This is a genomic window from Devosia epidermidihirudinis (assembly GCF_000971295.1).
In the GTDB taxonomy this organism is placed as follows: Bacteria; Pseudomonadota; Alphaproteobacteria; order Rhizobiales; family Devosiaceae; genus Devosia; species Devosia epidermidihirudinis.
In genome coordinates, this window is sequence record NZ_LANJ01000047.1 from 152,128 (window position 1) to 177,916 (window position 25,789).

General features: G+C 60.2%; 25 protein-coding genes. 13 read left to right on the top strand and 12 right to left on the bottom strand.

The window, feature by feature from the left end:
- The first annotated feature begins 64 nt into the window (after positions 1–64).
- From purH to WH87_RS18490, 6 genes are all read left to right on the top strand, one after another.
- Positions 65–1,648: a bifunctional phosphoribosylaminoimidazolecarboxamide formyltransferase/IMP cyclohydrolase gene (purH, locus tag WH87_RS18465; RefSeq protein ID WP_046139575.1), complete on the top strand. Its 1,584-nt coding sequence runs from the start codon at positions 65–67 to the stop codon at positions 1,646–1,648.
- Positions 1,649–1,732: 84 nt separating this feature from the next.
- Positions 1,733–3,109 carry a lipopolysaccharide biosynthesis protein gene (locus WH87_RS18470; RefSeq protein WP_046139574.1) on the top strand — a complete coding sequence of 459 codons (1,377 nt, stop codon included), beginning with the start codon at positions 1,733–1,735 and terminating at the stop codon, positions 3,107–3,109.
- Positions 3,110–3,165: 56 nt separating this feature from the next.
- Positions 3,166–4,401: a carboxylate--amine ligase gene (locus WH87_RS18475; RefSeq protein WP_245622489.1), complete on the top strand. Its 1,236-nt coding sequence runs from the start codon at positions 3,166–3,168 to the stop codon at positions 4,399–4,401.
- 94 nt (positions 4,402–4,495) lie between these two features.
- Positions 4,496–5,902, top strand: coding sequence for a 3-isopropylmalate dehydratase large subunit (gene leuC, locus WH87_RS18480; protein WP_046139573.1), 1,407 nt, complete (start codon positions 4,496–4,498; stop codon positions 5,900–5,902).
- The gene (locus WH87_RS18485) at positions 5,899–6,321 is read left to right on the top strand and encodes a metallopeptidase family protein (protein ID WP_082092803.1); all 423 of its coding nucleotides are present in this window, start codon (positions 5,899–5,901) and stop codon (positions 6,319–6,321) included. Before leuC ends, WH87_RS18485 begins: the two co-directional genes overlap by 4 nt.
- Before the next feature lie 249 nt (positions 6,322–6,570).
- The gene (locus WH87_RS18490) at positions 6,571–6,810 is read left to right on the top strand and encodes a hypothetical protein (protein ID WP_156458294.1); all 240 of its coding nucleotides are present in this window, start codon (positions 6,571–6,573) and stop codon (positions 6,808–6,810) included.
- 29 nt (positions 6,811–6,839) lie between these two features.
- On the opposite strand, the gene WH87_RS18495 is transcribed toward WH87_RS18490, so the two are convergent.
- Positions 6,840–7,139: a hypothetical protein gene (locus tag WH87_RS18495; RefSeq protein WP_046139570.1), complete on the bottom strand. Its 300-nt coding sequence runs from the start codon at positions 7,137–7,139 to the stop codon at positions 6,840–6,842.
- A 126-nt stretch (positions 7,140–7,265) separates the two neighbouring features.
- Between WH87_RS18495 and rimM the strand changes: the two genes are divergently transcribed.
- The 4 genes from rimM to WH87_RS18515 all read left to right on the top strand — a co-directional run bounded on the left by rimM (position 7,266) and on the right by WH87_RS18515 (position 10,372).
- Positions 7,266–7,802, top strand: a complete 537-nt coding sequence (gene rimM / locus WH87_RS18500) for a ribosome maturation factor RimM (protein WP_046139569.1) — start codon at positions 7,266–7,268, stop codon at positions 7,800–7,802.
- Positions 7,799–8,509 (top strand): tRNA (guanosine(37)-N1)-methyltransferase TrmD, encoded by a 711-nt coding sequence (gene trmD, locus WH87_RS18505; RefSeq protein ID WP_046139568.1) that lies wholly within the window; start codon positions 7,799–7,801, stop codon positions 8,507–8,509. Before rimM ends, trmD begins: the two co-directional genes overlap by 4 nt.
- Positions 8,510–8,685: 176 nt before the next feature.
- Entirely contained in the window at positions 8,686–9,237 is a 552-nt protein-coding gene (rplS, locus tag WH87_RS18510) for a 50S ribosomal protein L19 (protein WP_046139567.1), read from the top strand.
- Between the two features lie 322 nt (positions 9,238–9,559).
- Complete coding sequence (locus WH87_RS18515; RefSeq protein WP_046139566.1) at positions 9,560–10,372, top strand: exodeoxyribonuclease III; 813 nt, start codon at positions 9,560–9,562, stop codon at positions 10,370–10,372.
- Positions 10,373–10,486: 114 nt separating this feature from the next.
- Here the strand turns inward: WH87_RS18515 and WH87_RS18520 are convergent, their stop codons facing one another.
- From WH87_RS18520 to WH87_RS18530, 3 genes are all read right to left on the bottom strand, one after another.
- The gene (locus WH87_RS18520) at positions 10,487–10,936 is read right to left on the bottom strand and encodes a Crp/Fnr family transcriptional regulator (protein WP_046139565.1); all 450 of its coding nucleotides are present in this window, start codon (positions 10,934–10,936) and stop codon (positions 10,487–10,489) included.
- 124 nt (positions 10,937–11,060) lie between these two features.
- The gene (locus tag WH87_RS18525; protein WP_046139564.1) at positions 11,061–11,744 is read right to left on the bottom strand and encodes a response regulator transcription factor; all 684 of its coding nucleotides are present in this window, start codon (positions 11,742–11,744) and stop codon (positions 11,061–11,063) included.
- A 149-nt stretch (positions 11,745–11,893) separates the two neighbouring features.
- Complete coding sequence (locus WH87_RS18530) at positions 11,894–12,574, bottom strand: YggS family pyridoxal phosphate-dependent enzyme (protein ID WP_407060058.1); 681 nt, start codon at positions 12,572–12,574, stop codon at positions 11,894–11,896.
- A 144-nt stretch (positions 12,575–12,718) separates the two neighbouring features.
- On the opposite strand from WH87_RS18530, the gene leuS reads away from it, so the two are divergent.
- The 3 genes from leuS to holA are packed head-to-tail and all read left to right on the top strand — an operon-like array spanning position 12,719 to position 16,852.
- Complete coding sequence (leuS, locus tag WH87_RS18535) at positions 12,719–15,337, top strand: leucine--tRNA ligase (protein ID WP_046139860.1); 2,619 nt, start codon at positions 12,719–12,721, stop codon at positions 15,335–15,337.
- Complete coding sequence (locus WH87_RS18540; protein ID WP_197410856.1) at positions 15,324–15,830, top strand: hypothetical protein; 507 nt, start codon at positions 15,324–15,326, stop codon at positions 15,828–15,830. Before leuS ends, WH87_RS18540 begins: the two co-directional genes overlap by 14 nt.
- Positions 15,830–16,852, top strand: coding sequence for a DNA polymerase III subunit delta (gene holA, locus WH87_RS18545; protein ID WP_046139561.1), 1,023 nt, complete (start codon positions 15,830–15,832; stop codon positions 16,850–16,852). Before WH87_RS18540 ends, holA begins: the two co-directional genes overlap by 1 nt.
- Positions 16,853–16,876: 24 nt before the next feature.
- Here holA and WH87_RS18550 read toward each other — a convergent pair whose 3' ends face one another.
- The 8 genes from WH87_RS18550 to hemE form a co-directional block, all read right to left on the bottom strand.
- Positions 16,877–17,752: a ParB/RepB/Spo0J family partition protein gene (locus WH87_RS18550; RefSeq protein WP_046139560.1), complete on the bottom strand. Its 876-nt coding sequence runs from the start codon at positions 17,750–17,752 to the stop codon at positions 16,877–16,879.
- A 9-nt stretch (positions 17,753–17,761) separates the two neighbouring features.
- Positions 17,762–18,562 (bottom strand): ParA family protein, encoded by an 801-nt coding sequence (locus tag WH87_RS18555; protein ID WP_046139559.1) that lies wholly within the window; start codon positions 18,560–18,562, stop codon positions 17,762–17,764.
- Between the two features lie 23 nt (positions 18,563–18,585).
- The gene (rsmG, locus tag WH87_RS18560) at positions 18,586–19,236 is read right to left on the bottom strand and encodes a 16S rRNA (guanine(527)-N(7))-methyltransferase RsmG (RefSeq protein ID WP_052726494.1); all 651 of its coding nucleotides are present in this window, start codon (positions 19,234–19,236) and stop codon (positions 18,586–18,588) included.
- On the bottom strand, positions 19,236–21,098 hold the full coding sequence (gene mnmG, locus WH87_RS18565) for a tRNA uridine-5-carboxymethylaminomethyl(34) synthesis enzyme MnmG (RefSeq protein WP_046139558.1): 1,863 nt from the start codon (positions 21,096–21,098) through the stop codon (positions 19,236–19,238). The genes rsmG and mnmG overlap by 1 nt, the downstream gene beginning before the upstream one ends.
- 82 nt (positions 21,099–21,180) lie before the next feature.
- Entirely contained in the window at positions 21,181–22,455 is a 1,275-nt protein-coding gene (gene mnmE, locus WH87_RS18570; protein WP_245622490.1) for a tRNA uridine-5-carboxymethylaminomethyl(34) synthesis GTPase MnmE, read from the bottom strand.
- 70 nt (positions 22,456–22,525) lie between these two features.
- Positions 22,526–23,791 carry a transcription termination factor Rho gene (rho, locus tag WH87_RS18575; RefSeq protein ID WP_046139556.1) on the bottom strand — a complete coding sequence of 422 codons (1,266 nt, stop codon included), beginning with the start codon at positions 23,789–23,791 and terminating at the stop codon, positions 22,526–22,528.
- Between the two features lie 186 nt (positions 23,792–23,977).
- The gene (gene hemJ / locus WH87_RS18580; protein WP_046139555.1) at positions 23,978–24,400 is read right to left on the bottom strand and encodes a protoporphyrinogen oxidase HemJ; all 423 of its coding nucleotides are present in this window, start codon (positions 24,398–24,400) and stop codon (positions 23,978–23,980) included.
- A 32-nt stretch (positions 24,401–24,432) separates the two neighbouring features.
- Entirely contained in the window at positions 24,433–25,467 is a 1,035-nt protein-coding gene (gene hemE / locus WH87_RS18585) for a uroporphyrinogen decarboxylase (RefSeq protein WP_046139554.1), read from the bottom strand.
- Between the last annotated feature and the right edge of the window lie 322 nt (positions 25,468–25,789).

Sequence of the window (25,789 nt, forward strand, 5' to 3'; positions counted from 1 at the left end):
GTTGGCTCGCCCACCGCTTCGTGCTAGCGAGCGCGCAAACCACAGCACAGGACGAGATTTCCTCATGAGCAAGACGGTCAAGGTCGGGCGGGCGCTGCTTTCAGTATTCGACAAGTCGGGAATGGCCGAGTTTGCGGCAGGGCTGAGCGCTGCGGGGGCCGAGCTTGTCTCGACTGGCGGCACCCATAAGCTGATCAAGGACGCCGGCCTGCCCGTGCGCGAGATCGCTGACCTCACCGGCTTTCCAGAAATGATGGACGGCCGCGTCAAAACCCTCCACCCCAAGGTGCATGGTGGCCTGCTCGCGGTCCGCGACAAGGCCGACCACGCCGCCTCGATGGCCGAGCACGACATCGGCGCCATCGACCTCGTTGCTGTCAATCTCTATCCCTTTGAAAAGACGGTGGCTTCTGGTGCGAACTACGACGAGATCATCGAGAATATCGACATTGGCGGCCCCGCCATGGTCCGCTCGGCCGCCAAGAACCACGCCTATGTGACCGTGGTCGTTGACCCCGCCGACTATCCGGCGATCCTCGCAGCCATCGCAGCCGGCGGCATTCCTTATGAAATGCGCCAGAAACTTGCAGCCAAGGCCTATGCCCGCACGGCGGCCTATGACAGCGCCATTTCGGCCTGGTTCGCCCGCGAAATCGACTATCCCGAGATCCCCTATCGCAGCTTTGCCGGGACCCTGCGCGAAGTCATGCGCTATGGCGAAAACCCCCACCAATGGGCAGCGTTTTATGCCAATGGCGAAGACCGTCGGGGCGTGGCCACCGCCACCCAGGTTCAGGGCAAGACCCTGAGCTACAACAATATTAATGACACGGACGCTGCCTTCGAGCTGGTCTCCGAGTTCGATCCCGCCGAAGTCGCAGCCGTCGCCATCATCAAGCACGCCAATCCATGCGGCGTGGCCGTGGCCGATGATCTGCTGACGGCCTATGCCAATGCCCTTCGCACCGATCCAGTCAGTGCTTTTGGTGGCATCGTCGCGACCAACCGCGAGATCGATGCCGCCACCGCGACCGAGATCGTCAAGGTGTTCACCGAGGTGATCGTGGCCCCTTCGGCGACCGAAGAAGCACAGCAACTCATTGCAGCCAAAAAGAATTTGCGCCTGCTGCTGACCGGCGGACTGGCCGATGCCAAGGCCGAAGGTCTGGTCGTCAAGTCCGTGGCCGGTGGGCTTTTGGTGCAGTCTCGTGACAACCGCAATGTCGACGATACTGATATCAAAGTGGTCACCAAAAAGGCTCCAACCGCTACGGAACTGCGAGACCTCAAATTGGCGGCCAAGGTTGCCAAGCACGTCAAGTCCAACGCCATCGTTTACGTCAAAGACGGCGCGACGGTTGGCATTGGCGCAGGCCAGATGAGCCGTGTCGACTCGGCCCTAACGGCCCACCGTAAATCGATCGATGCGGCGAAAGCCGCTGGCGTCGAGGGCGCGTTGACCGCGGGTTCGGTGGCGGCATCAGACGCCTTCTTCCCCTTCGCCGATGGCCTTGAAGCGCTGGTCGCGGCTGGCGCTACTGCCGTGATCCAGCCGGGTGGCTCGATGCGCGACGACGAAGTCATCGCCGCAGCCGATGCCGCTGGCATCGCCATGGTCATGACCGGCATGCGCCACTTCCGCCACTAGGCGCACCTATAGCCTCGCACGGTAAGGTCTTCTTGATCTCGCCGTGCGAGATTAGGTCTGTGTGCCATCGGGCACGAGGCCATAATGATCAAAATACCCAAAGACCTCCGCTCGCTTATCTTTACCGGCATGACGCGCTCGATTGCCTCAATGCTGATCAAGGTCGCGACGGCCGGTCTGACTTATGTCGGCTTTGTCGTTCTCGCCCGCACGATGACCGGCGTCGAATATGGCCAGTTTGCCTTTGGGCTGGCGCTTGCTGCCATGCTGGCAATCGGCGCGAGCTTGGGCCAGCAAGTGTCCGTGCTGCGTTTCTGGTCGGAGGATACGGCCAAAAGCAATCGGCAACAGGCCGTGGAATCGCTCCGCGCGGGCGGGACGCTCGTCATCGGCGCCGGCCTTGCCGTCGGACTACTGACCGCGTTGGCCGGAATAGGCGTGGCGTTGCTGGTTCCTGATGCCGGCCCAACAAGTCACATCATTGCCACCGCAGCTTTGGTGCTGCCCATGGCGCTGGCCGAGTTCAATTCGTCCGCCCTGCGCGCACAGGGATCCGTGTTTACCGCGTTGCTGCCCCGCGACATCGTTTGGCGTCTGGCCCTGCCCGTCGTCGCGGCGCTGATCTATTTCGGCTTGGGGCTCACGCTGAGTGGCTGGGCGGCGCTGCTACTTGCCGCCACCTTGCTGATGCTGAGCCTCGTGCTGCAATACGCCTGGGCCCATAGGCGGCACTACGAATTACTGCCCGCGACGAGTGGTGTTGCCCAATATTGGCGCAACCGCGGGTCAATCAGCCGGTGGTTTCTGCTCGGCGCTGTTGTGGACGCTGTCGCGCTCAATGCCGATACCATTCTTGTCGGCCTTCTGGTCGATACGGAAAGCGCAGGTATTTACTTCAACGCCTTCCGCACCGCCGGACTGATGACACTGTTCTCATTTGCGGTGACACTGGTGGTGGCCCCAATGCTGGCCCAGCATTTCCACGCCGGCGACCTGCGCAAGGCCCAGGCCATCACTGCCGCTGGCAGCTGGGCCGGCTTTGCCTTTGCCCTCGTCGCCTTTGTCACATTCGCGCTCTTCGGCAGCCAGGTGATGTCCCTGTTCGGCGACGGCTATGATGCGGCCTACCCGATCCTGATGCTGTTGAGCTTTGGCCTATTGGTCGATGCTGCGGCGGGACCGACGCGCACCGTCATGATGATGACCGGGCATGAACGTACCTTCGTTTATGCCTTCGGACTGGTCACCGCGATCGGCATCGCCGCGCAGATCGCTGTCTTGCCGTTCTATGGTCTGCTGGGCGCCGCACTGGTCAACATGATCACCCGAATTGTTGCCCAACTGGTGCTCGGATGGTGGTGCTACACCCGCGTCGGCATCGATCCGACAATCCTCGGCGTTCTCAAAATTAACCGCCACGCAGAAGTTAATGTTCCGCAACGGGAACAACCTCTGACTTGAGCGCGTAATGTGTCAGTAATGCTTGACCTAGACTAATCGATGAAAGCGTCCGCTCCATGACTATTCTGCCCCCGCCAGTGGAGCGCCCCATATCAGCGCTGCAACCGGCGCCCTTTGCCGTAAGGCCTCGTGGTGCGGTTATTCTCGGTGGTGCCCATGGCGCCATTGCCTTGGCGCGTTCGCTGAAACGACGCGGCCTGCGGGTGGTTCTGGTGACGGACGATACCCCGCTCCCCGGATTTTCATCGGCCATTGATCGCAAGATTACCTGGCCAGGCTCGGCATCGGACGAGGCACTTGGCCGACTGGAGCAAATTGCGCAGGATCACGACCTGCATGGCTATCTGCTGGTGCCGGCGGCCGATGCGGATGTGCGCTTCGCGGCCATGGCACACGACCGGCTGTCGTCCACATTCTCGGTATTGCTGCCGGACTGGGATAGTCTGCAATGGGCCTGTGACAAGGGACTGGCCTATGATCGGGCCGAAGAGCTCGGGCTGAGCGTCCCCCGCATCTACAGGATCGCTTCGCTGGACGACGCCCGCCACGCTGACCTGCAGTTCCCGGTGGTGCTCAAGCCCACGATGCGCGTGAGCCGCAATCGCTTCACCAGCGAAAAGGCCTGGCGCGTTGACGATTGGGGACAGTTCCAGACGCTGTATCAGGAAGCCGTGTCGCTGGTCGGTGCGAAGAATATCGTGGTGCAGGAAATGGTTGTCGGCGATGGCCGCAGCCAGCTCTCCTATGCGGGCCTTTGGCACAAGGGGGAACCCGTGATCGGCTTCACCGCAACCCGATTGCGCCAGTACCCTGTGGAGTTCAGCTATACCTCGACCTATGTCGAGACCAGCGTCGAGCCCGAAGTGGTAGCGGCATCGGAGAAATTCCTAAGGTCCATCGGGCACCATGGTCTGGTGGAAATTGAATACAAGCGCGACAGCCGCGACGGCCGCCTCAAGCTGCTCGATATCAACCCTCGCCCCTGGTCGTGGTTTGCCCTGGCCGATGCAGCCGGTATCGATTTTGGAGCTGCCATCCTAGCTTTGGCCTGCGGCGAAGCCGTGCCAGTAATGACGGCCATGCCGAGCATCGGCTGGATGTTCCTGGTGCGCGATATCGTTGCCTCGGCACAAACCTGGCGGCATGGCACGCTGCGCCCGCGCGATTATTTCGCCAGCTGGCTCCGCACCCGCAGCTTTGCCACCTTTTCCTGGCGCGATCCCCTGCCCGCTTTGATTGAAATGCCGCTGACTGTCTGGCGTGTGATTGGCCGCCGGCTCAAGGCGCACTGAGGTCAATCAACCGTACCCAAGAGTACGGTTATGCTTGACCCCCATGCCCCTGCTGGCTTAGAACCACTCCAAACTTCCCTTGCCGGATTATGCTATGACCAAGGCTCGCACGCTCTACGACAAGATCTGGGACGACCATCTGGTTCAGAACAACGAGGACGGAACCTCGCTGCTCTATATTGACCGCCACCTCGTTCACGAAGTCACGAGCCCGCAGGCGTTCGAAGGTCTGCGCATGAACGGTCGCAAGGTGCGCCATCCAGAGCGCACGCTGGCCGTGGTGGACCACAACGTCCCCACCACCGACCGGTCGCTGCCCAATCCTGATCCCGAAAGCGCCGTGCAGATCGCCGCTCTGGCCGAGAACACCAGCGAATTCGGCATCGAATATTTTGACCCGTTCGACAAGCGTCAGGGCATTGTGCACATCGTTGGGCCCGAGCAGGGTTTCACCCTGCCCGGCATGACCATCGTTTGTGGCGACAGCCATACCTCGACGCATGGCGCGTTTGGTGCGCTGGCACACGGTATCGGCACCTCTGAGGTGGAACACGTTCTGGCGACCCAGACGCTGATCCAGCAGAAGGCCAAGAACATGCTGGTGCGCGTGGATGGCAAACTGCCGCCCCACGTCACTGCCAAGGACATCATCCTCGCTATCATCGGCGAAATCGGCACTGCCGGCGGCAATGGCCACGTCATCGAATTTGCTGGCGAAGCCATCCAGTCGCTGTCGATGGAAGGCCGCATGACGGTCTGCAATATGACCATTGAAGGCGGCGCCCGCGCGGGCCTGATCGCCCCCGACCAGACCACGTTCGACTATGTCGAAGGCCGCAACCGCGCGCCCAAGGGCAAGGCCTGGGATATGGCCGTCGAATACTGGAAGACCCTTTATACCGACGAGGGCGCGGTTTACGACAAGGTGGTGATCCTCGATGCCGCCAAGTTGCCTCCAATCGTCAGCTGGGGATCTTCGCCGGAAGACGTCATCTCGGTCACCGGCGTCGTGCCGAACCCCGATGACATCGAAGACGAGAACAAGCGGGCCTCCAAGTGGCGTGCGCTCGACTATATGGGCCTGAAACCCGGCACCAACATCACCGACATCACGGTAGAACGCGTGTTTATCGGTTCGTGCACCAATGGCCGTATCGAAGATCTGCGCGCCGCCGCTGCCGTCATCGGTGACCGCAAGGTCGCTGTCGGCGTTGACGCCATGGTCGTGCCCGGCTCGGGTTTGGTCAAGGATCAGGCCGAGGCTGAAGGCCTGCACAAGATCTTCCTCGACGCCGGCTTTGAATGGCGCGAACCCGGCTGCTCGATGTGCCTGGCAATGAACCCGGACAAGCTCAAGCCGCAGGAACGCTGCGCCTCGACGTCCAACCGCAACTTCGAAGGCCGCCAGGGCTTCAAGGGTCGCACCCATCTGGTGTCGCCTGCCATGGCCGCCGCTGCAGCGATTGCTGGCCACTTCGTCGACATCCGCGAGTGGCAATAAGCCCGACCGATTGGGGGACGCGTTACGCGCCCACCCTTGACGATATTGAGGGTCTGGCCAGCCAGGCCCTCAAAGATCTGCCGGAGCCGTTTCGCTCCCTCGCCGCTGACGTGACCTGCTCAGTGGCCGACTATGCCGAAGAAGACATCCTTGCCAGTTTTGGCATGGAAAGCCCCTTTGAACTGATGGGTTTGTTTTCTGGAATTGGCATGACCGAAGACGGCGCCATGCCGCAGACAGGTCAACTCCCCAATACTGTTTATCTCTATCGCCGCGCCATCCTCGACTACTGGGCGGAGCATGATGACAACACGCTCGGCGAAGTCGTCACGCACGTGCTGATTCATGAGCTAGGCCATCACTTTGGCTTTTCTGACGAGGACATGGAAGCCATCGAATCCTCGGCAGACGAGAGCTAGTTTTCGCGCGCTTTTTGCACGTCACAACTAGTTCCAATTTGAATCGAGACTTCCGGCGTTAAGGTAAACAACAAGTAAAGCTTTGGACAAACGCGCCGTTGGCATTAAGTCAAATCATTTATCGAACTGCGGAACCTGCTTTCGCGTTGTTCTGCAGTAGCCCCCCCTACTGAAGTGAGCGAAATGACCACCAGACCGAAGACTACTTTAAAAATTGTCCAACCTGAAATTGAACAGATGGAAGCCGTGATGCAGGAAGCTGCAAAGCAGGCGGCGCCCATGGTGCAACGTCTTGCCGCCCACCGTGATCGCATCGATCTTGCGCTCAAGGAACTCGAAAGCGAACGCTTCGACCTGATCTCGCGCCGCGATCTGCTGCGCCGCCAGGCCGAAGCTGTCGAAGCCGGCCTCACCATGCACATCGATGACATCGAGGCTACCATGCGCCTCTATGAGGGCGGCCTCAACGCGCTTCCCGCGCAGAACTGATGTCGCCGAGGCTTTGATCGGGCGGGGGACTAGTCCCGCCCGACAAACTCGAACTCGGCTTCATTGCCACCGGCCGGATCATCCGACACGCGCAGCGCCAGCTTGTTGGCCTCGAGCGCGGTGAACCAGTCGTCCCAGCTGACCAGCTGAAATCCACCCAGCCGATCTGGGCCCTCATTGCCGTCAGTATTAAGCGCATGCTGGCCAAAGGTCAGCTGCAGCAGGGTGCGACTGCCCGTACCATCCGGCGTCTCCATCAACATGGGGCTGCCGGCGCGGGCGCTGGCCCATTCGCGGATTTCGGTGCGGTCGGTGAGAATCTTGGCCATCTTTGGCTCCTGTTTTGCCCTGCTCTGTTAATCGCGGGCGGCCCGCTTGGTTCCGTTCTGTGCAACGGGTCAATTCCCAAGCCGGGCGCGCCCTGCTAGGAACGAGCAAAGACAGACGGAGCCAGCATGACCCCAGATAAAAGCCGTATCCTTTTGGGCCAGATCGGGGCCGCACATGGCATCCGTGGCCAGGTGCGCATCGCCACCCATACCCAGGATCCCGAGGCCATCGGCTCCTACGGCCCCCTCGAGACCGACCGGCCCGGTCTGACCGTGACCATCACCAAGCTGCGCCTGCAGAAAAATGTGGTCATCGCTCACATCAAGGGCATTACCGATCGCACCGAGGCCGAAAAGCTCAACGGCGTGAACCTCTTTGTCGATCGCAGCAAGCTGCCCGATCCCGACGATGAGGATGATTTCTACCACGCCGATCTTCTCGGTCTCGAAGCACGGCTGGAATCGGGTGTCGTCATCGGCACGGTTTCGGCCCTGCCGAACTTTGGTGCGGGCGACCTGATCGAAGTCCGTGATCCGCAATCGGGCGATACCTATCTCTACCCCTTCACCAAAGCCGTGGTGCCGAACATTCACGTCGCCGATGGCTATCTGGTGATCGTGGCACCAACCGAGGCCGATGCCGGCGAGGAAGAGCCCGATTGAGCTTCTCGGCTGATATCATAACCCTGTTCCCGGACCTCTTTCCGGGGCCACTGGGCGCATCTGTCTTGGGACGCGGGCTCTCTGATGATCTCTGGTCGCTGCGGGCCACCAATCTGCGCGACTTTGCCACCGACAAGCACCGCACCGTGGACGACAGTCCATCGGGCGGCGGCGCCGGCATGGTGCTCAAACCCGATATTCTGGCCGCGGCCATCGACACCATCGCGCCCCAGGGCGATCCTCGCCCTCGCATTCTGATGTCACCTCGCGGCAAGCCGCTGACTCAGAAGCGCGCACGCGAACTGGCACTGGGGCCGGGCGCGGTGATCGTCTGTGGGCGTTTCGAGGGCATCGACCAGCGCGTCATAGACGGCCGCCAGCTCGAGGAAATCTCGATTGGCGACTATGTGCTCGCCGGTGGCGAAGTTGCCGCCATGGTGCTGTTGGAGGCCGTTGTGCGGCTCATTCCTGGTGTATTGGGTGGCGTCGATAGCCATGCCGATGAAAGCTTTGAAAATGGGCTTCTGGAATATCCGCAATATACGCGGCCACAGAGCTTTGAGGGCGTCGACATCCCAGCGGTGCTGACTTCGGGCGATCATGGCAAGATTGCCAAGTGGCGGGGCGAGCAGAGCCTTGCGATCACCGCGGCGCGCCGACCGGACCTGATGGCGGCCTATTCGTCACCAAAACGTCCAAAAGCCTAGACTCCGGACTGCTTTTCGCCTAAGGAGCCGCCACTACCGTGTGTGGGGCTTATCGGACCTCGCACGCACCAAGAATAAAAAGACCAAAAAACCTCCGTTACCAACCAAGACCGGGCGATCGGGCCAGCCTATCGGCACCGAACAATCGCTCCATTGAAAAGATCAGGACGGATCGAATGAATATCATCCAGCAGCTCAATGCCGAGCACGTTGCTGAACTGGCCGCCAAGCGCGAGCTTCCCGACTTTACCCATGGCGATACCGTCAAGGTTTGGGTGAAGATCCGCGAAGGCGACAAGGAACGTCTGCAGGCTTATGAAGGCGTCGTGATCGCCCTCAACGGCGGCGGCATCACCGCCAGCTTCACCGTGCGCAAGATTTCCTATGGTGAAGGCGTGGAACGCGTGTTCCCACTCTATTCGCCAAACGTGGCTTCGGTTGAAGTCCTCAAGCGCGGTAAGGTTCGTCGCGCCAAGCTGTACTACCTGCGCGACCGTCGCGGTAAATCGGCTCGTATTTTCGAATCGACGAATTCGCGTACCAAGAAGATCGAAGCATCCGAGCGCACCGCAGCTCTGGAAGCCAAGAACGCTCGCGAAGCCGAGAAGATTGCAGCCGCAGAGGCTTTCGCAGCCGAGCAGGCAGCCAAGGACGCAGAAGCCGCAGCAGCGGCTGCAGCAGCCGCCGCTGAGGCCGCTGCCGCAGAAGAAGCGCCAAAGGCTGAATAAGTCCCACGCTCTGCCAAATTTGAAGAACCCGGTCGCAAGGCCGGGTTTTTTGTTTGTTGGGATGCAGGTGGAGCGGCCTGTTAGGCGGCACCCAGATCACTTCCTCCAGGAAGGTGGATCACCCGGACAAGCCGGGTGATGACGCTTGGGATGGGGATGAGTTGGACGGGGACTTGCCTTCCCGCCGCATTGCACAACCCTGCCCGTCATTGCCCGGCTTGTCCGGGCAATCCACCTTGCCGCCCGTCCCTTGCCATTTCCGGCTTTACCTCGCGCGACGGCTTGGCGATAAGGAGGCCCCGCCCGCCTCGCAGAGCCAATCATGACCACCGCCGTCGTCACCTGGAACATCAATTCTGTTCGCCTGCGCCTGCCCATGGTGCTCGATTTTCTGGCGCAGTATCAGCCAGACGTGCTGATGTTGCAGGAAATCAAATGCACCAATGACCAGTTTCCGGCCAATGCCTTTGCCGAGGCGGGCTACCCGCATCAGGCCGTGCATGGGCAAAAAGGCTATCATGGCGTTGCGATCGTCTCGAAGTTCCCGCTGACCGATGTGTCGAGCCGCGTGTTCTGCGAAATCCCCGAATCACGCCACGTCTCGGCGCTGGTTAATCTTGGGCATGGGCCAATCACGCTGCATAATTTCTACATCCCGGCAGGCGGCGACGAGGCCGATCCCGAGATCAACCCCAAGTTCAAGCACAAGTTGGGGTTCCTCAGCGAATTGACCAGCTGGTTCAACGAACCCATTTTCCAGCGCGGCCATCTGATTGCCGGCGATTTCAATATCGCACCGCACGAAAACGACGTCTGGAGCCACAAGCAGCTGCTTAAGGTAGTGAGCCACACGCCCATCGAGACCGAGGCCCTTAACGCCATTCTCAATGGTGGCCATGGTTGGACCGATCTCGTCCGCAAGCATGTGCCCTATGACCAGAAGCTCTATTCTTGGTGGAGCTATCGCAGCGCCGACTGGGACAATGCCGACAAGGGTCGTCGTCTCGACCACATCTGGTCCACGGCGGATATCGCCGCCCACTCGATCGGCGCAGAAATCATCCGCCCCGCCCGCGGCTGGACCGAGAAGCCAAGTGACCACGTGCCGGTGATCGCGCGGTTCGCTGGGATCTAACGGGGCGACATAGCAGCGGGAGCTGAGGGGCCTTCACCCCTCACCCCAGCTCTCTCCCCTGACGGGCGAGGGGACGCTGGAGCGGTTAGCCTTCTCTATGCGGACGAAAAGAACCTATTCGCCCTTCATCTTGCGGCGCGATGGCTCCAATGCGCCGAGATAATTGCCCAAATCGGTCTGGATACGCTCCATGGCGCGGTGCGCCAGATCAGGCGATTGTTGCACGAGTTTGAGGAATGCCTGACGCGGCACGAACAGCACGGTGCAATCGGTGACAGCAGTGATGGTGATGGGGCGTGGCTTGGCCAGGATAAGCGCCATGGCCGAAACCACGCTGCCGGTCTCGGAAATGGCGTAGGGCTTGCCGCTCTGCGGCTTGGCCTTGAGGGTACCATTGAGCAGAACGAAGGCGCCCTGTGGCACGTCGCCTTCCTGATACAGCACCTCATCGGGGTCAACATGGCGCGTCTCACCAGCGAATGCCAGCATCCGCCGCTGTTCGTCGTCGCAGATATCGAAGAATTCGGCCTGCGCCAGAGCCGCGGCCGCATCGTCCCTGATCATATGCCCAATCCGGATGCGCTGTGATCCCACAGAAGCGGGATCACATCATCCTATAGGGCAATTTGCGTCGCTTTGTACTGGATTTTGCGTCCACCAGCCTGTCTGGCACCGCACTCCACCACTTTTACGGCACAAGACGATAGCCGCCCTCTTCCGTGACCAGCAGACGGGCATTGGATGGATCACGTTCGATCTTCTGGCGAAGGCGGTAGATGTGCGTTTCCAGCGTGTGCGTGGTGACCCGGTTGTTATAGCCCCAGACTTCTTTGAGCAGCACGTCGCGCGTGATGGTCTTGGGGCCCTGCCGGTAGAGATATTTGAGAATCGAGGTTTCCTTGTCGGTCAGGCGAACCTTGTTGCCGTCATTGGCTTCGAGGATCTTGGCCGAGGGCTGGAAACTGTAGTGACCGATGGTGAAGACCACATCTTCGCTCTGATCATGCTGGCGCAGCGCCGCATTGATGCGGGCCAGCAGCACCGGATAGCGGAACGGCTTGGTCAGATAGTCATTGGCCCCAGATTCGAGACCACGGATCTGGTCGGCATCACTGTCATGGCCGGTCAGCATCAGGATCGGGCTTTTGTAGCCCTCCGAGCGCAGCACCTTGACCGCTTCGCGACCATCCATGTCGGGCAGACCGACATCGAGGATCATCAGATCGATATTGTGTTCGCGGGTCGCCTTTAGGGCGTCATTGGCTGTGCCGGCCTGATAAATGTCGAACTCATTTTCCGCCTCGAGCTGTTCGACCAGGGTCTGGCGCAGGTCTGCATCATCATCGACCAGCAAGATGCGTCGCTTAATCATTGTTTTCTCCGGGTCTTTTGCGTTTGGCCCGCCCACTGCTCACAATATTGCGACTGCCTTTTGGTCAACTAATCACAACACCGTTATTCTCAACAGCAACGAGATATCCCCCCTCTAGGTTGCAGTGGCAAAAGACTATTCCGAAAATTCTATGCTGGCTGTTCCAATGGGGGGCGCGCGCCAAACAGCGCCGAGCCAACACGCACATGGGTGGCGCCCATGCCGATGGCGGTTTCAAAGTCCCCGCTCATGCCCATGGATAGGTTCGCAACGCCTGCCGCACGGCCAAGCGTGGCCAGGTGGGCGAAATAGGGACCAGCTGGCTGCCCATCGGGCGGAATGCACATCAGACCAACGATCTCGAGCTTGAATTCATTCCGGCAGCGGGCAACGAAATCAACGGTTTCTTCCGGAGAAATGCCGCTTTTCTGGGCCTCTCCGCCGATATTGACCTGCACGAAGCACGTCAGGTGCCGGCCGCTGGCTGCCATCTCTTCACCCAGCGCCGCCGCGAGCTTGTCGCGATCCACCGTCTCGATAACATCGAACAGGGCGACGGCCTCGCGCACCTTGTTGGTCTGCAGCGGACCGATCAGATGGACCTGTACATCAGGATACTCCCGCCGCAACTCGGGCCACTTGTCCTTGGCCTCCTGCACGCGATTTTCGCCGAACACGCGCTGGCCCGCCGCAAGATAGGGCGCAATGGCGTCTGCCGGGACGGTCTTGGACACGGCCACCAGCTGCACACTGTCTGCTGGTGGGCCGAATCGGGCCTTGGCAGCGGCCATGCGCGCACCGATATCGGCAAGGCTGGCCGCGGCGTCGATCGTGGTCTTGTCCATGCTTTGGGCCCGTTCCTGTTGACCTAGGGGGGGATTTCTGATGATGGTCCGGTAGCCAAAATCCCTAGGAAACGCAAGCTGCGCCGGTCTTTGCTGCGCCTTGCCAATCAAATCTTCGAGGACGATCAAGTGAGCGTCGAACGCTACAATCCGCGCGAAATGGAACCCAAATGGCAGCAGGTGTGGGATGATGCCCGCAGCTTCGTTGCCTCCAATGACGACAAGCGCGAGAAATACTACGTCCTTGAGATGTTCCCCTATCCATCGGGCCGCATCCATATGGGCCATGTGCGCAATTACGCCATGGGCGATGTGGTGGCCCGCTACCACCGTGCCCGCGGCAAAAATGTACTGCACCCCATGGGCTGGGACGCCTTTGGTCTGCCGGCGGAAAACGCGGCGATCGAACGCAAAACCCATCCCGGCACCTGGACCCGCGCCAATATTGCGGCAATGCGCACCCAGTTGAAGTCGATGGGACTGTCGCTGGACTGGTCGCGTGAAATCGCCACCTGCGAACCCGAATACTACCAGCACCAGCAGGCCATGTTCATCGACATGATGGCGGCGGGCCTGGTGACCCGCAAGCAGTCCAAGGTCAACTGGGATCCGGTCGACATGACCGTTCTGGCCAATGAGCAGGTCATTGACGGCAAGGGCTGGCGCTCGGGCGCACCGGTGGAGCAGCGCGAGCTGACCCAGTGGTTCTTCAAGATTTCCGACTATGCCGAAGATCTGCTGTCAGCGCTGGACGGGCTGACCGATTGGCCCGAAAAAGTGCGCACCATGCAGCGCAACTGGATTGGCAAGTCCGAGGGCCTGCGCCTGCAGTTCGAGCTGGTGGCATCAGACGCCACGGCCGTGCAGAGCCTTGAGGTGTTTACCACCCGCCCCGACACCATTTTCGGCGCCTCGTTCCTGGCGCTGTCGGCAGATCATCCGCTGACCACCGAGCTGGCCAAGACCAATGCAGTGCTGAGCGAGTTCGTCGCCGAATGCCATCGTCAGGGCACCGCGACCGAAGCGCTGGAAAAGGCCGAGAAAAAGGGCGTGTTCACCGGCCTTTACGTCAAGCATCCGGTGCTTGAGGGCCAGACCCTACCCGTCTATGTCGCCAATTTCGTGCTGATGGATTACGGCACCGGCGCCATTTTTGGTTGCCCGGCCCATGATCAGCGCGACCTGGACTTCGCCCGCAAATATGACCTGCCCGTCATCCCGGTCGTGCTGCCCAATGGCGCCGACGCGGCAAGCTTTGTCATTGGCGATGAAGCCAATGTTGACGCTGGTCACATCTACAATTCCGGTTTCCTCGATGGCCTGACGGTCGACGAGGCCAAGAAGGCTGTAGCCGAGCATTTCGCTGGCCGCACCGTCGACGGCAAGCCGCAGGGCAAGGTCGAGGTTAACTACCGCCTGCGCGACTGGGGCGTCTCGCGCCAGCGCTATTGGGGCTGCCCGATCCCGGTGATCCATTGCGAGGTCTGTGGCACCCTGCCCGTGCCGAAAAAGGACCTGCCGGTGGTGCTGCCCGAGGATGTCAGCTTCGACAAGCCCGGCAATGCGCTGGACCATCACCCGACCTGGAAGCACGTCAACTGCCCGCAATGCGGTGGCGCAGCGCGTCGTGAAACCGACACCATGGACACATTCGTCGACTCGTCCTGGTATTTCGCCCGCTTTACCGCACCTCAGGCTGAAACCCCAACGATCCCGGCCGTGGCCGATCACTGGCTGCCTGTGGATCAGTATATCGGTGGCGTTGAGCACGCGATCCTGCACCTGCTGTATTCGCGCTATTTCACCCGGGCCATGAAGGCGACCGGCCATGTGGGGCTCGACGAGCCGTTCAAGGGCCTGTTTACCCAGGGAATGGTGACCCACGAGACCTACAAGTCCGAGACCGGCGAATGGGTGAACCCGACCGAAGTTCTGTTCGACACCAATGGTGAGCAGCGCACCGGCCGTCACATCGATTCAGGCGCACCGATCACCATCGGTTCGGTCGAAAAGATGAGCAAGTCCAAGAAGAACGTGGTGGACCCCGACGAGATCGTTGCCACCTATGGCGCCGATACCGCGCGCTGGTTCATGCTGTCGGATTCGCCTCCGGAACGTGACTTCCAGTGGACCGAGGCCGGTGTTGAAGGCGCCAGCCGCTTCCAGCAGCGTGTCTGGCGTCTGGTAGGTGAAACGATCAGCCTGATCAAACAGTCTTCGGATATTGTTCGTACAGCCGACGATGAAGAAGGCAAGACCCTCCGCAAGATCGCCCATCGCGCCGTCCATTCCGTGGCGGACGATATCGAGGGCCTGCGCTTCAACCGCGCTGTGGCCCAGATCTATGAGCTGACCAACGCCCTTGTGCGGTCGGCAGGCATTGCCAGCGCCGCCCCTGCAAGCCGTCTGGATGCCCTTGCTGACGGTGTGGAACGCCTGATCCAGTTGTTGGCACCAATGATGCCACATCTGGCGGAAACCTGCTGGGCCGAGCTCGGCAAGGCCGGTCTGGTGGCTGATGCGCCGTGGCCAGAGGTCGACCCAGCTTTGCTGGTTGATGACAGCGTCACCATGCCGATCCAGATCAATGGCAAACGCCGCGGCGAAGTCGTGGTTGCTAAGGGCACTGCCGCAGCCGATGTCGAAAAACTGGTCTTGTCTATGGACGAGATTGTCCGCATTCTGGACGGCAAGGCACCCAAGAAGATCGTCATCGTCCCAGACAGGATCGTCAATGTCGTTATCTAAAGCCGTGCGCCCTATGGCCTTTGCCGGACTACTGCTCGGTATGGGCCTGGCGCTGGGCGCCTGCAGCTTCAGCCCGGTCTATAGTGGAGCATTGGCCGACCAGCCAATGCTGAACCTGGCCTACGCCAAGCCAAATAGTCGGCTCGAGCAGGTGATCTATCAGGAACTGTCCCTGCGCTTTGCCGCGTCCAGCGCAGAGACGGCGCCTCTGGCAAAAGTGAGTGCCAGCCGGAGCGTGACGACGGAGGCGCGGTCGGTGACCGCCAACCCCGGCAAGCCACGCGCCGTGACAGTCACCGCGACGCTGACCATCACCAAGCGTGACGGCACGCAATCTGCCCCGGTGACGATCACGCGATCGGCGACGGCAGAATACACGCACAGCGATCAGATCATGGCGAACAATGCCGCCGTGAGCGACGCCGAGGAACGCGCGGCCAAGGCTGCTGCTGAATCGCTCCGTCTGGGCGTTCTGGCCGCACTCAGCCGCTGATGACCGCACTGAAAGCCCATGAGGTCGCGCGGTTTCTCGCGCGACCTGACCTGACGGAAGGCATTTTCCTTGCCTATGGCCCCGATACCGGTCTAGTGCGCGAGACGGCCCAGCGCCTGATCCGCCAGTTGACAGGCAATGATCCGGAATCCGCGAGCCTGGTGACCCTGGAAGCCGCCGAGATCGACAGCGACCCGTCGATCCTGGCCGTTGAGGCCAAAACCGTCTCTTTGTTTGGCGGTAAACGAATCATCCGGGTGCGGGGCGCCACCAAATCCATCGTCATGACTCTGACCGAGCTGCGCGACGATCCCGGTGGCGCAGCTATCGTGCTCGAGGCAGGGAATTTGACGCCCAAGGATGCCTTGCGGGCCCTTGTGGAGGCCTCAAAGCTTGGCCGGGCCCTACCCTGCTACCCAGACAGCGATGAGACGCTGGTGACCCTTATTCGCGAGACTTTCAACCAGCACGGGATCAGGGTTGACGGCGATGTCGTGACCACGCTGCGCGAAATACTGGGCAATGACCGCGAGATTACCCGACGCGAGCTGGAGAAGCTGACGCTCTATGCGGCGGCCAGCAAAACGCTGACGCGCGAGGATGTGCTGCTGCTCTGTGCCGACAATGGCGCGCTGGTAATCGATGCCATTCTCGATGCCACGGGCGGCGGACACGCCGAAAAACTTGAGTTGGCGCTCAATCGCGCCCTCTCCTCAGCCGTTGATCCACAACGCCTTTTGGCAATGTGCACCATCCACTTCGCCAATCTGCGCCGCTGGCGGGTCGAGGTGGACAATGGCAAGAGCCCGCGCATGGTGCTCGATGGACTCCGCCCCAAGCCGCATTTTTCGCGCGCTTCGGCTTTGGAACAACAATTGCGGTTGTGGAATGATAGCGCGCTGGCGATCGCTTGCGAGCGTATCCTGCAGACCACGGCCGATAGCCGCCGTCGCCCCGCGCTTGCGGAGACAACGCTCCGCCGGACGCTCTTGGCGCTGTGCATGATGGCTGCTGCCCACTAAGGGCAGCAGCGTTTCACGTGAAACTTAGTTCTGGTAGCCGGTGAGCTTGAGGCAGATGCCGTCGAGCTGTTCCAGCGTCTTGTAGCGAATCTCGAGCTTGCCGCCCCGTTCGCCATGCGAGAGTGCAACCGAAAGACCCAGGGCGTCCGACAGACGGCGCTCTAGGGCAACGGTGTCGGGATCACGCGCTGGCGCAACATCCACAGGCCTGCGTTTGCCGCTATCGTCGCGCTGCTGGCTCAGGGCTTCGGCTTCACGCACGGAAAGACCACCAGACACGATCTGCTTGGCCAAGGCTGCGGGATCTTCGGCGGTAATCAGTGTACGGGCATGACCAGCCGTCAGCGCACCGCTCGATACCATGCCACGAACATCTTCTGGCAGCTTGAGCAGGCGCAGGGTGTTTGCGACATGCGAACGGCTTTTGCCGATCACCTGCGCCAGATCCTGCTGGGTGTACTCGAACTGCTCGATCAGCTGCCCGTAACCCATGGCTTCTTCAAGCGGATTGAGGTCGGCGCGCTGAACGTTTTCGATAATGGCAAGCTCAAGGGCTTCCTTATCGTCGACATCGCGTACGATGACCGGCACGTCGTGCAGGCCCGCCTTCTGTGCGGCGCGCCAACGACGCTCGCCAGCAATCAGCTCGAAAATGTTGGGATCTTCGCTCGGACGGACCAGCAGAGGCTGCATCACGCCCTTTTCGCGGATCGAATTGGTCAGATCTTCCAACTGCTCGGGATCGAAGGTCCGGCGCGGGTTGGCACGGTTGGCCATGATGAATTCGACCGGCAGGCGTTTGACGCCGCCGCTCTCGGTGACGCGGGCGCCCTCAATGGTCGCCATATCGCCAATCAATGCGGCCAGCCCGCGGCCCAGACGTGTCGGTTTGTCGTTCATCTCGGGCTCCTATGCCGCGTTGAGCTGCCGCTCACGGCGGATCACTTCGGTGGCCAGCCGCAGGTAGGCCTGGCTGCCAGCACATTTAAGGTCATACAGCAGCGCTGGCTTGCCATAGGACGGCGCCTCGCTCAACCGCACATTACGGGGAATCACCGTATCATAAACCAGATCGCCCATTTCGCTCCGCACGTCGGCGAGCACCTGCTCGCTGAGATTGTTGCGCTTATCGAACATGGTCATCACCACGCCCTGGATGGCTAGGCGTGGATTGAGGGTCGATCGAATTTGTTCAATGGTTTGAAGCAGTTGGCTCAAGCCTTCGAGTGCAAAAAACTCACACTGTAAAGGCACCAGCACCGCATCAGCCGCCACCAGCGAGTTCACCGTCAGCAGGTTTAGCGACGGCGGGCAATCGATCAGAATGTAGCTGACGGGCCGCTCATTGATGGTGAGATCACCCAACTGCTTGAATGCATTGCGCAGCTTGAACGCCCGATCGGCCTGACCGGCAATGGTCAGCTCGACGCCAAGCAGGTCCATTGTCGAGGGGACGATGGCAACATTAGGCACGCTGGTCATAATCGCCGACTGGGCGACCGTCGCTTCGCCGACAAGCAGATCGTAGGACGACACTTCACGATCCGTGCGCGAAATACCCAGACCCGTCGAGGCATTACCCTGTGGATCCAAATCAACGATGAGCACGCGTTCGCCAATTGCCGCCAAAGCGGTCGCCAAATTGATGGCGGTCGTGGTTTTACCCACGCCACCCTTCTGATTGGCCAGTGTCAGGATACGGGGCGCCACTATCGGCCTCCAGCTCGTTGCCGCTAACGTACTGATTTCTCACGAAGATTTGACAGGGTGAGAAGCACACCGCTCGGGTCGGTGTCGCTTCTGTCTATTAACACATCGTGAATCCAATGCGTACCCGATTCGGCCAGTTCTTCAACATGTTCCCGCCCTTTGTGCAGAATTGCCCGGGTTTCCGGGCCAAAGAACGGCGCCATCCAGGCACACAATTGCGGGAGCGAGGCCAAGGCGCGCGACGTGATCACATCCGGCACCGGTGTTTCACGTGAATCAATTTGATCCGTGCGCGATCCTTCAACGGTGACCAGAAGCCCAAGCTCTCGGGCGACAGTCCTAAGGAAGCTGACCTTCCTGCCATTTGGCTCGACCAGGGTGAAGTGGGCCGGTGTACCCTTCAATGCAATCGCCAAGGGAAGCGCGGGGAAACCGCCACCGCTGCCAATGTCGAGAAAAACCTGATCCGTCGACCGCAGCAGCCTCAGGACCTGAAGGCTATCGGCAAAGTGGCGGGTCCAAACATCATCCAGTGTTTCACGTGAAACAAGATTCTGTACGACCTGCCATTTGCGCAGGAGCTGGGCATAAGATTCCAGATCCGCAGCAACCTCCGCCAGCGGTCGATGGAAATAGGCCTCGTATGGAAAGATGCTATCGTAAATCTCAGGCATTAACTCGCCTTGCGCATTTCGCCACGGCGAATGACCGCAAGCAGAAGGGTGATGGCTGCAGGCGTCATACCATCCATGGCTTGGGCCTGCGCAATTGTCTGGGGGCGGAGTTGCTCCAGTTTGGACCGCAGTTCCATGGAAAGCCCTGGAATAACTGCATAATCCAGCGTCTCGGGGATGGTCTTCTGCTCATCACGGCGAACCGCGTCGATGTCGCCCTTCTGGCGGTCAAGATAGACGGCATACTGAGCGTCAACGATCAACTGTTCGATGATCTGCGGCTTAATCTCGGCAATCTCGGGCCAGAGGCGGATGGTATCGTCCGTCGTGATATCCGGGTAGGACAAGAGATCGAAGGCCGAGCGGATCTTGCCATCTTCGTTGACTGGGATCCCAGCCTTCCGCGCGACCGTCGGTGAGGCCGTCAACGATGTGAGCAGCGCCCTACCCTGTGACAGCGCCGAGGCCTTGGTCTGATAGAGTTCAGCTCGTTCCTCATGAACAAGGCCAGTGTCGATGCCGACTGGCGTCAACCTCTGGTCAGCATTGTCAGCGCGCAGGTGCAGCCGGAATTCAGCGCGGGAGGTGAACATGCGATAGGGCTCGGAGACGCCGCGCGTCACCAGATCATCCACCATCACCCCGAGATAGCTCTCGGTACGCGACAGCACGATTGCCTCGCGTCCAGTGGACGCAAGGGCCGCATTGGCACCGGCCAACAGACCCTGAGCGCCTGCCTCTTCATATCCGGTTGTGCCGTTGATCTGACCGGCAAGGTAAAGCCCTGGCTGGCGCTTGACCTCGAGCGTGGCGCGCAGTTCGCGCGGATCAACATAGTCATACTCAATGGCATAGCCGGGGCGGACAATGCGCACATTCTCCAGGCCCGGCATGGATTCGAGGAACGCCTGCTGCACATCGGCCGGCAACGAGGTCGAAAGGCCGTTGGGATAGATCGTCGTGTCGTCGAGCCCTTCGGGCTCTAGAAAAATCTGATGGCTGTCGCGATCTGCAAAGCGAACAACCTTATCTTCAATTGATGGACAATAGCGCGGGCCGCGGCTTTGGATACGGCCAGAATACATTGCCGAACGATGCAGATTGTCGCTGATGATCCGATGGGTGTCTGCAGTTGTGCGCGTGATGTGGCAACTGACCTGCGGCGTGGTAATTGCGGCGGTCAGTGCTGAGAAGGGTTCAGGTGGTGTGTCACCCGGTTGTTCTTCCAGAACCGAGAAATCAATGCTGCTGCCGTCAAGGCGCGCCGGAGTGCCGGTCTTGAGACGGCCGAGGCGAAGGCCGAGCGCTTCGAGGCGGGTGGAAAGACCCAGGACAGGCTTTTCGCCAACGCGTCCGGCTGGGGTGGTGATCTCTCCACTATGGATGAGCCCCCGCAGGAAGGTGCCAGTGGTGAGGACAACCGCCTTCGTACCAAAGCGACGACCGTCGAGCAGAACGACGCCACTGACGACACCATTGCTGACCTCAATATCATCGACTTCGCCTTCGATGACGTCGAGATTGACTTGCGCCGTGATCGCCGCCTGCATGGCATTGCGATATAGCTTGCGGTCAGCCTGCGCCCGGGGGCCGCGCACCGCTGGACCCTTGCGGCGGTTCAGCACGCGGAACTGAATGCCGGCGGCGTCGGCAACGCGACCCATCAGGCCATCGAGGGCGTCGATTTCGCGTACGAGGTGACCTTTGCCTAGTCCACCGATAGCGGGGTTGCAGCTCATCTCACCGATGGTCGCGAATTTGTGGGTGATCAGCGCGGTCGGAACGCCCAGACGCGCCGATGCGGCCGCGGCTTCACAGCCGGCGTGACCGCCTCCAACGACGATGACTGCATAGTCGGTCATGTGTTCAATCTCCGCGCTGCGTTTTAGGGTAATGTTTCACGTGAATCAATTCGCGCCCGCGCAAGGCGGTGTTTCACGTGAATCATTTGCCGATGCAGAAACTTGCAAACAGTCGGTCGAGTACGCGTTCAGCATCCATGCGCCCCACCAGGCGCTCGAGCGATTGTGATGTCAGTCGCAGGCTCTCGGCGGCGAGTTCCGGCATAGCCAGCTGGCGTACTGCAGCATCGAGCCCGTGTAGCGCTTCTTCGAGGGCCAGTCTGTCGCGTTCGCGGCTCAAGAGGCCGGGTTCCCCAGAGCCAAGGTCTTTGCCCATATCGGCCAGCCTGGTGAGGAGTGCACTAATCCCTGCCCCTGTCTTGACTGATACGGTCAGATCACTGGGTGCGCTTTGGATGGCGAGGTCGGTCTTGGTGGCGATACGCAGTATTGGCGTCGTGGTTTTGATGCGATCGATATCAGCGATATCGGGTGCGGTTAGCCAGAGCACAATATCGGCCTGCTCGATGGCCAGTTTGGCGCGGCGAACACCCTCGGCTTCGGCCTTGCTATCGGTTTCGCGCAGCCCCGCCAGATCGAGCAGGATGAACAATTGCCCGCCAATGTCTAACGGGACTTCACGGACATCGCGGGTGGTCCCTGCCTCTTCAGTGACGATGGCCACGTCGGATTTGGACAGTGCATTGAGGAGGCTGGATTTGCCGGCATTCGGCGCACCGGCCAGGGCGACGCGAATACCCTCGCGGATAACCCGCCCGTGCTCGACCGAGGCATGCGCCTCGGTAATGTCGGCATGGAGGTTTTCAATCTTGTGACCGAAATCTGCAGGTAAGGCGTCTTCCACATCACCTTCATCGGAGAAGTCGAGACGGGCTTCTATTTCTGCGCGCAGATCCAACAGTTGGTCCCGCCAACCATCGATACGCGTGGTCAATCCACCTTCGAATCGCGCGAGCGCCTGACGGCGTTGGTTCTCGGTTTCGGCATCAAGAAGATCGCCAAGACCTTCAATTTCAACCAGGTCCAGCTTGCCGTTCTCAAAAGCCCGTCGCGTGAATTCCCCAGCCTCAGCCAGGCGCGCGCCGTGATTGACGACGAGGCGGAGAATGGCCCGAACGCCGGCGGGGGAGCCGTGAACCTGGAGTTCAGCACAGTGTTCGCCGGTAAAGCTGTGGGGGGCCGGGAAATAGGCCACGAGGCCTCGGTCCAACAACGAGTCCGTGCCGATCGGGCGGAGCACCAGTTTGCGGGGTTCTGGAATTGCCCCAGCGACAGCCACCAGAATGCTTGGAACGTCGGGACCCGATAGACGGATCACGGCGACGCCGGATGGCGTTGTCCCAGAGGACAGCGCCACAATTGTATCGCCCGACCGCATGGCGATCAGGCGCGAGCAAGGGCGGCGAAAGTGTGCGCGCCCTGTGCCATCAGGTGTTCATCGAATCGAAGAAGTCGGAATTGGTCTTGGTCTGACGAACCTTGTCGACCAGGAATTCCATCGCATCGATCGTGCCCATTGGGTTGAGGATACGACGCAGGACATACATCTTCTTGAGCGTATCGCCTTCGACCAGCAGCTCTTCCTTGCGGGTACCGGACTTGGTGATGTCCAGCGCGGGGAAGATGCGCTTGTCGGCGACCTTGCGGTCAAGGATGATTTCCGAGTTACCGGTGCCTTTGAATTCTTCAAAGATCACTTCGTCCATGCGCGAACCAGTATCGATCAGCGCCGTAGAAATGATGGTCAGCGAACCGCCGTCTTCGATATTGCGGGCAGCACCGAAGAAACGCTTTGGACGCTGCAGCGCGTTGGCATCAACACCACCGGTGAGCACCTTGCCGGAGCTTGGAACAACGGTGTTGTAGGCGCGGCCGAGACGGGTGATCGAGTCGAGCAGAATGACAACGTCGCGCTTGTGTTCGACCAGGCGCTTGGCCTTTTCGATCACCATTTCCGCGACCTGAACGTGGCGCGATGCTGGCTCGTCAAAGGTCGAAGAAATAACTTCGCCCTTCACCGAGCGCTGCATGTCGGTGACTTCCTCGGGCCGCTCGTCGATGAGCAGCACGATGAGATAGCACTCAGGGTGATTGGTCGCGATCGACTGTGCAATATTCTGCAACAGTACGGTTTTACCGGTACGTGGCGGCGCAACAATCAGTGCGCGCTGGCCCTTGCCCAGTGGAGCGACCAGATCGAGCAGACGGGCCGAACGATCCTTGATGGTCGGATCGGGCAGCTCCATGCGGAGGCGCTCTTCTGGGTAAAGCGGGGTCAGGTTGTCGAAGTTGACCTTGTGGCGAACTGCCTCTGGATCTTCGAAATTGATGGTGGAGACCTTGAGCAGCGCGAAGTAGCGCTCGCCATCCTTGGGAGAGCGGATTTCGCCCTCAACCGTGTCGCCGGTACGCAGGCCGAAACGGCGAATCTGGGAGGGGCTGACATAGATGTCGTCTGGACCGGGCAGGTAGTTTGCGTCCGGGGAGCGCAGGAACCCAAAGCCGTCTGGAAGAACTTCGACCACACCTTCACCGGTGATGTCGATATCCTGGGCGGCGAGCTCCTTGAGGATGGCAAACATCAATTCCTGTTTGCGCATGGTCGATGCATTCTCGACCTCGTGTTCTTCTGCGAACACCAGCAATTCGGCCGGAGACTTGGCCTTGAGCTCGCTGAGCTTCATATTCTGCATGTAGCGGATGACCCTTCAGGGAAATCAGAATCGTCGAATAGGCGATATTTGGGAGGGATAGAGCACCGCGCAGCGACCGGGCGGTCAGCCAAAATAGGGGGTGCTTTCAAAATCACATAGCGTGATCCGCTGGCAGTTTCAAGAACCAAACCACCAGCGAACCCACAGATTCACGTGAAACAGGACTTAGAAGGGTTTCACGATAACCGCGATCACGATCACGATCAGCAGCACGGTCGGCACCTCATTGAGGATGCGGAAGTACTTCTGGGTCCGGATATTGCGGTCTTCCTTGAAGGCGCGCAGCGAACTGCCGAGCATGCCGTGAACACCCGACATGGCGATAACAGCCACCGCCTTGACCCAGGGCCAGCCGGCGCTCCAGTCGACCATGCCGAGATGGATCATCCACAGACCGAAGACCCAGGTGGCGATCATGGCCGGGGTGGTGATGCCCCGATAGAGTCGGCGCTCCATCACCTTGAACGTCTCGGACTTGTCCGAACCAATCTCGGTGACCGCATGATAAACGAACAGACGCGGCAGGTAGAACATGCCTGCCATCCAGCAGACGACCGAAATGACGTGTAGCGCCTTGACCCATTCCATGGTGTCGAACTCCTCAACAGTTCAGCGGCGGTTTAACCGGCTTTGACCAGTTCGACCAGTCGGGCAACGTGGGCAATCGGCGTTTCCGGCACGATGCCATGGCCCAGATTGAAAATATGCGGGCGGTTGGCGAAGGTTGAAATGATCTCGCGCGCCCGGTCTTCCATCTGAGCCCCACCAGCGACGAGCCGCAGCGGATCAAGATTGCCCTGCACCGGCACATGGCCTGGCAGGTGCCCGTCGGCAAAGCTGGGCGGGGTGGCGTAATCGAGACCCACCGCGTTGACCCCGGTGGCCGCAACATAGGCCGCGATATTGGCCGCAGCGCCGCGGGGAAAGCCAATGATCGGGGCATTAGGCACGCGCGCCCGCACACCCTCAACGATCCGCCGGTTTGGCTCGATGACACGCTCCTGGAAAGCCCAGTCGTCGAGATTGAGCGCCCAGCTTTCAAACAGCTGCACGACATCCGCGCCCGCTTCAAACTGAGCCACCAGATAGTTGATGCTGGTTTCGACAAGAATATCGATCAGCTTGGCAAAGGCCTCGGGATGCTGCAGCGCAAACAGGCGTGCCGCTGCTTGATCGGGCGATCCCCGACCGCCGATCATATAGGTCGCCACGGTCCAGGGAGAGCCACAGAAGCCGATCAGGGTCTTGTTGGGTGCCAGTGCTGCTCTCACCCGACGCACGGTCTCAAGGACCGGCGCCAGATGATCGAGAGCCCCTTCCACTCCTAGCCCATGGATGCTCTCAGCCGTCACCGGCTCCAGCAATGGACCTTCGCCAGTGGCAAAGCGCACGGCCTGGCCAAGCGCATCTGGGATGACCAGAATGTCTGAGAACAGGATCGCAGCGTCGAGATCGAAACGACGAAGGGGCTGCAGGGTGACTTCCGTCGCCAGTTCTGGCGTGTAGCAGAGCTCGAGGAAGTCTTTCGCCTTGGTGCGCAGTTCGCGATATTCAGGCAGGTAGCGTCCAGCCTGACGCATGATCCAGATCGGTGGACGTTCCTGACGTTGTCCGAGCACTGTGGCGAGAAGTGGCTTGGTGGTTCCCACGGTCACTGTTCTGATCCCTTCCAAACCCCTGAAAAGACTCTTTGTCTTAGTATCTTCATTATCATTGCGGTGTTTTGCTTGAATTCATGGCGATCCACAATCGGGACCTGTGGCGGCACAAGCGCGCATCCAAAAGTAAACGAGGTGTTAATTCAGACTCTGGTAACCTTCGTTAACGGCGCGTTCATAAGAGTTAACGAGAGATTAACCCGACGACTCCCGAGTCAACGATTCGAATCCTGCTGTGCAAAAACGCTTGGCGAGCCGGGTAACCAGAAACTGACTTATCCCCAGAGCTATCCCAAGCCCCCTCCAAGCCACCCCCGGG

Excerpts from the sequence above, each read along its gene's own strand:
- WH87_RS18495 (WP_046139570.1), bottom strand. The coding sequence starts at position 7,139 with ATGGCCAAGATTCTCACCGACCGCACCGAAATCCGCGAATGGGCCAGC.
- purH (WP_046139575.1), top strand. The coding sequence starts at position 65 with ATGAGCAAGACGGTCAAGGTCGGGCGGGCGCTGCTTTCAGTATTCGAC.
- rsmG (WP_052726494.1), bottom strand. The coding sequence starts at position 19,236 with ATGCCTGAGATTTACGATAGCATCTTTCCATACGAGGCCTATTTCCAT.
- WH87_RS18550 (WP_046139560.1), bottom strand. The coding sequence starts at position 17,752 with ATGAACGACAAACCGACACGTCTGGGCCGCGGGCTGGCCGCATTGATT.
- WH87_RS18515 (WP_046139566.1), top strand. The coding sequence starts at position 9,560 with ATGACCACCGCCGTCGTCACCTGGAACATCAATTCTGTTCGCCTGCGC.
- WH87_RS18490 (WP_156458294.1), top strand. The coding sequence starts at position 6,571 with ATGCAGGAAGCTGCAAAGCAGGCGGCGCCCATGGTGCAACGTCTTGCC.
- WH87_RS18525 (WP_046139564.1), bottom strand. The coding sequence starts at position 11,744 with ATGATTAAGCGACGCATCTTGCTGGTCGATGATGATGCAGACCTGCGC.
- WH87_RS18540 (WP_197410856.1), top strand. The coding sequence starts at position 15,324 with ATGTCGTTATCTAAAGCCGTGCGCCCTATGGCCTTTGCCGGACTACTG.
- hemJ (WP_046139555.1), bottom strand. The coding sequence starts at position 24,400 with ATGGAATGGGTCAAGGCGCTACACGTCATTTCGGTCGTCTGCTGGATG.
- rho (WP_046139556.1), bottom strand. The coding sequence starts at position 23,791 with ATGCAGAATATGAAGCTCAGCGAGCTCAAGGCCAAGTCTCCGGCCGAA.
- mnmG (WP_046139558.1), bottom strand. The coding sequence starts at position 21,098 with ATGACCGACTATGCAGTCATCGTCGTTGGAGGCGGTCACGCCGGCTGT.
- WH87_RS18475 (WP_245622489.1), top strand. The coding sequence starts at position 3,166 with ATGACTATTCTGCCCCCGCCAGTGGAGCGCCCCATATCAGCGCTGCAA.
- WH87_RS18520 (WP_046139565.1), bottom strand. The coding sequence starts at position 10,936 with ATGATCAGGGACGATGCGGCCGCGGCTCTGGCGCAGGCCGAATTCTTC.
- leuC (WP_046139573.1), top strand. The coding sequence starts at position 4,496 with ATGACCAAGGCTCGCACGCTCTACGACAAGATCTGGGACGACCATCTG.
- holA (WP_046139561.1), top strand. The coding sequence starts at position 15,830 with ATGACCGCACTGAAAGCCCATGAGGTCGCGCGGTTTCTCGCGCGACCT.
- rimM (WP_046139569.1), top strand. The coding sequence starts at position 7,266 with ATGACCCCAGATAAAAGCCGTATCCTTTTGGGCCAGATCGGGGCCGCA.
- rplS (WP_046139567.1), top strand. The coding sequence starts at position 8,686 with ATGAATATCATCCAGCAGCTCAATGCCGAGCACGTTGCTGAACTGGCC.
- WH87_RS18470 (WP_046139574.1), top strand. The coding sequence starts at position 1,733 with ATGATCAAAATACCCAAAGACCTCCGCTCGCTTATCTTTACCGGCATG.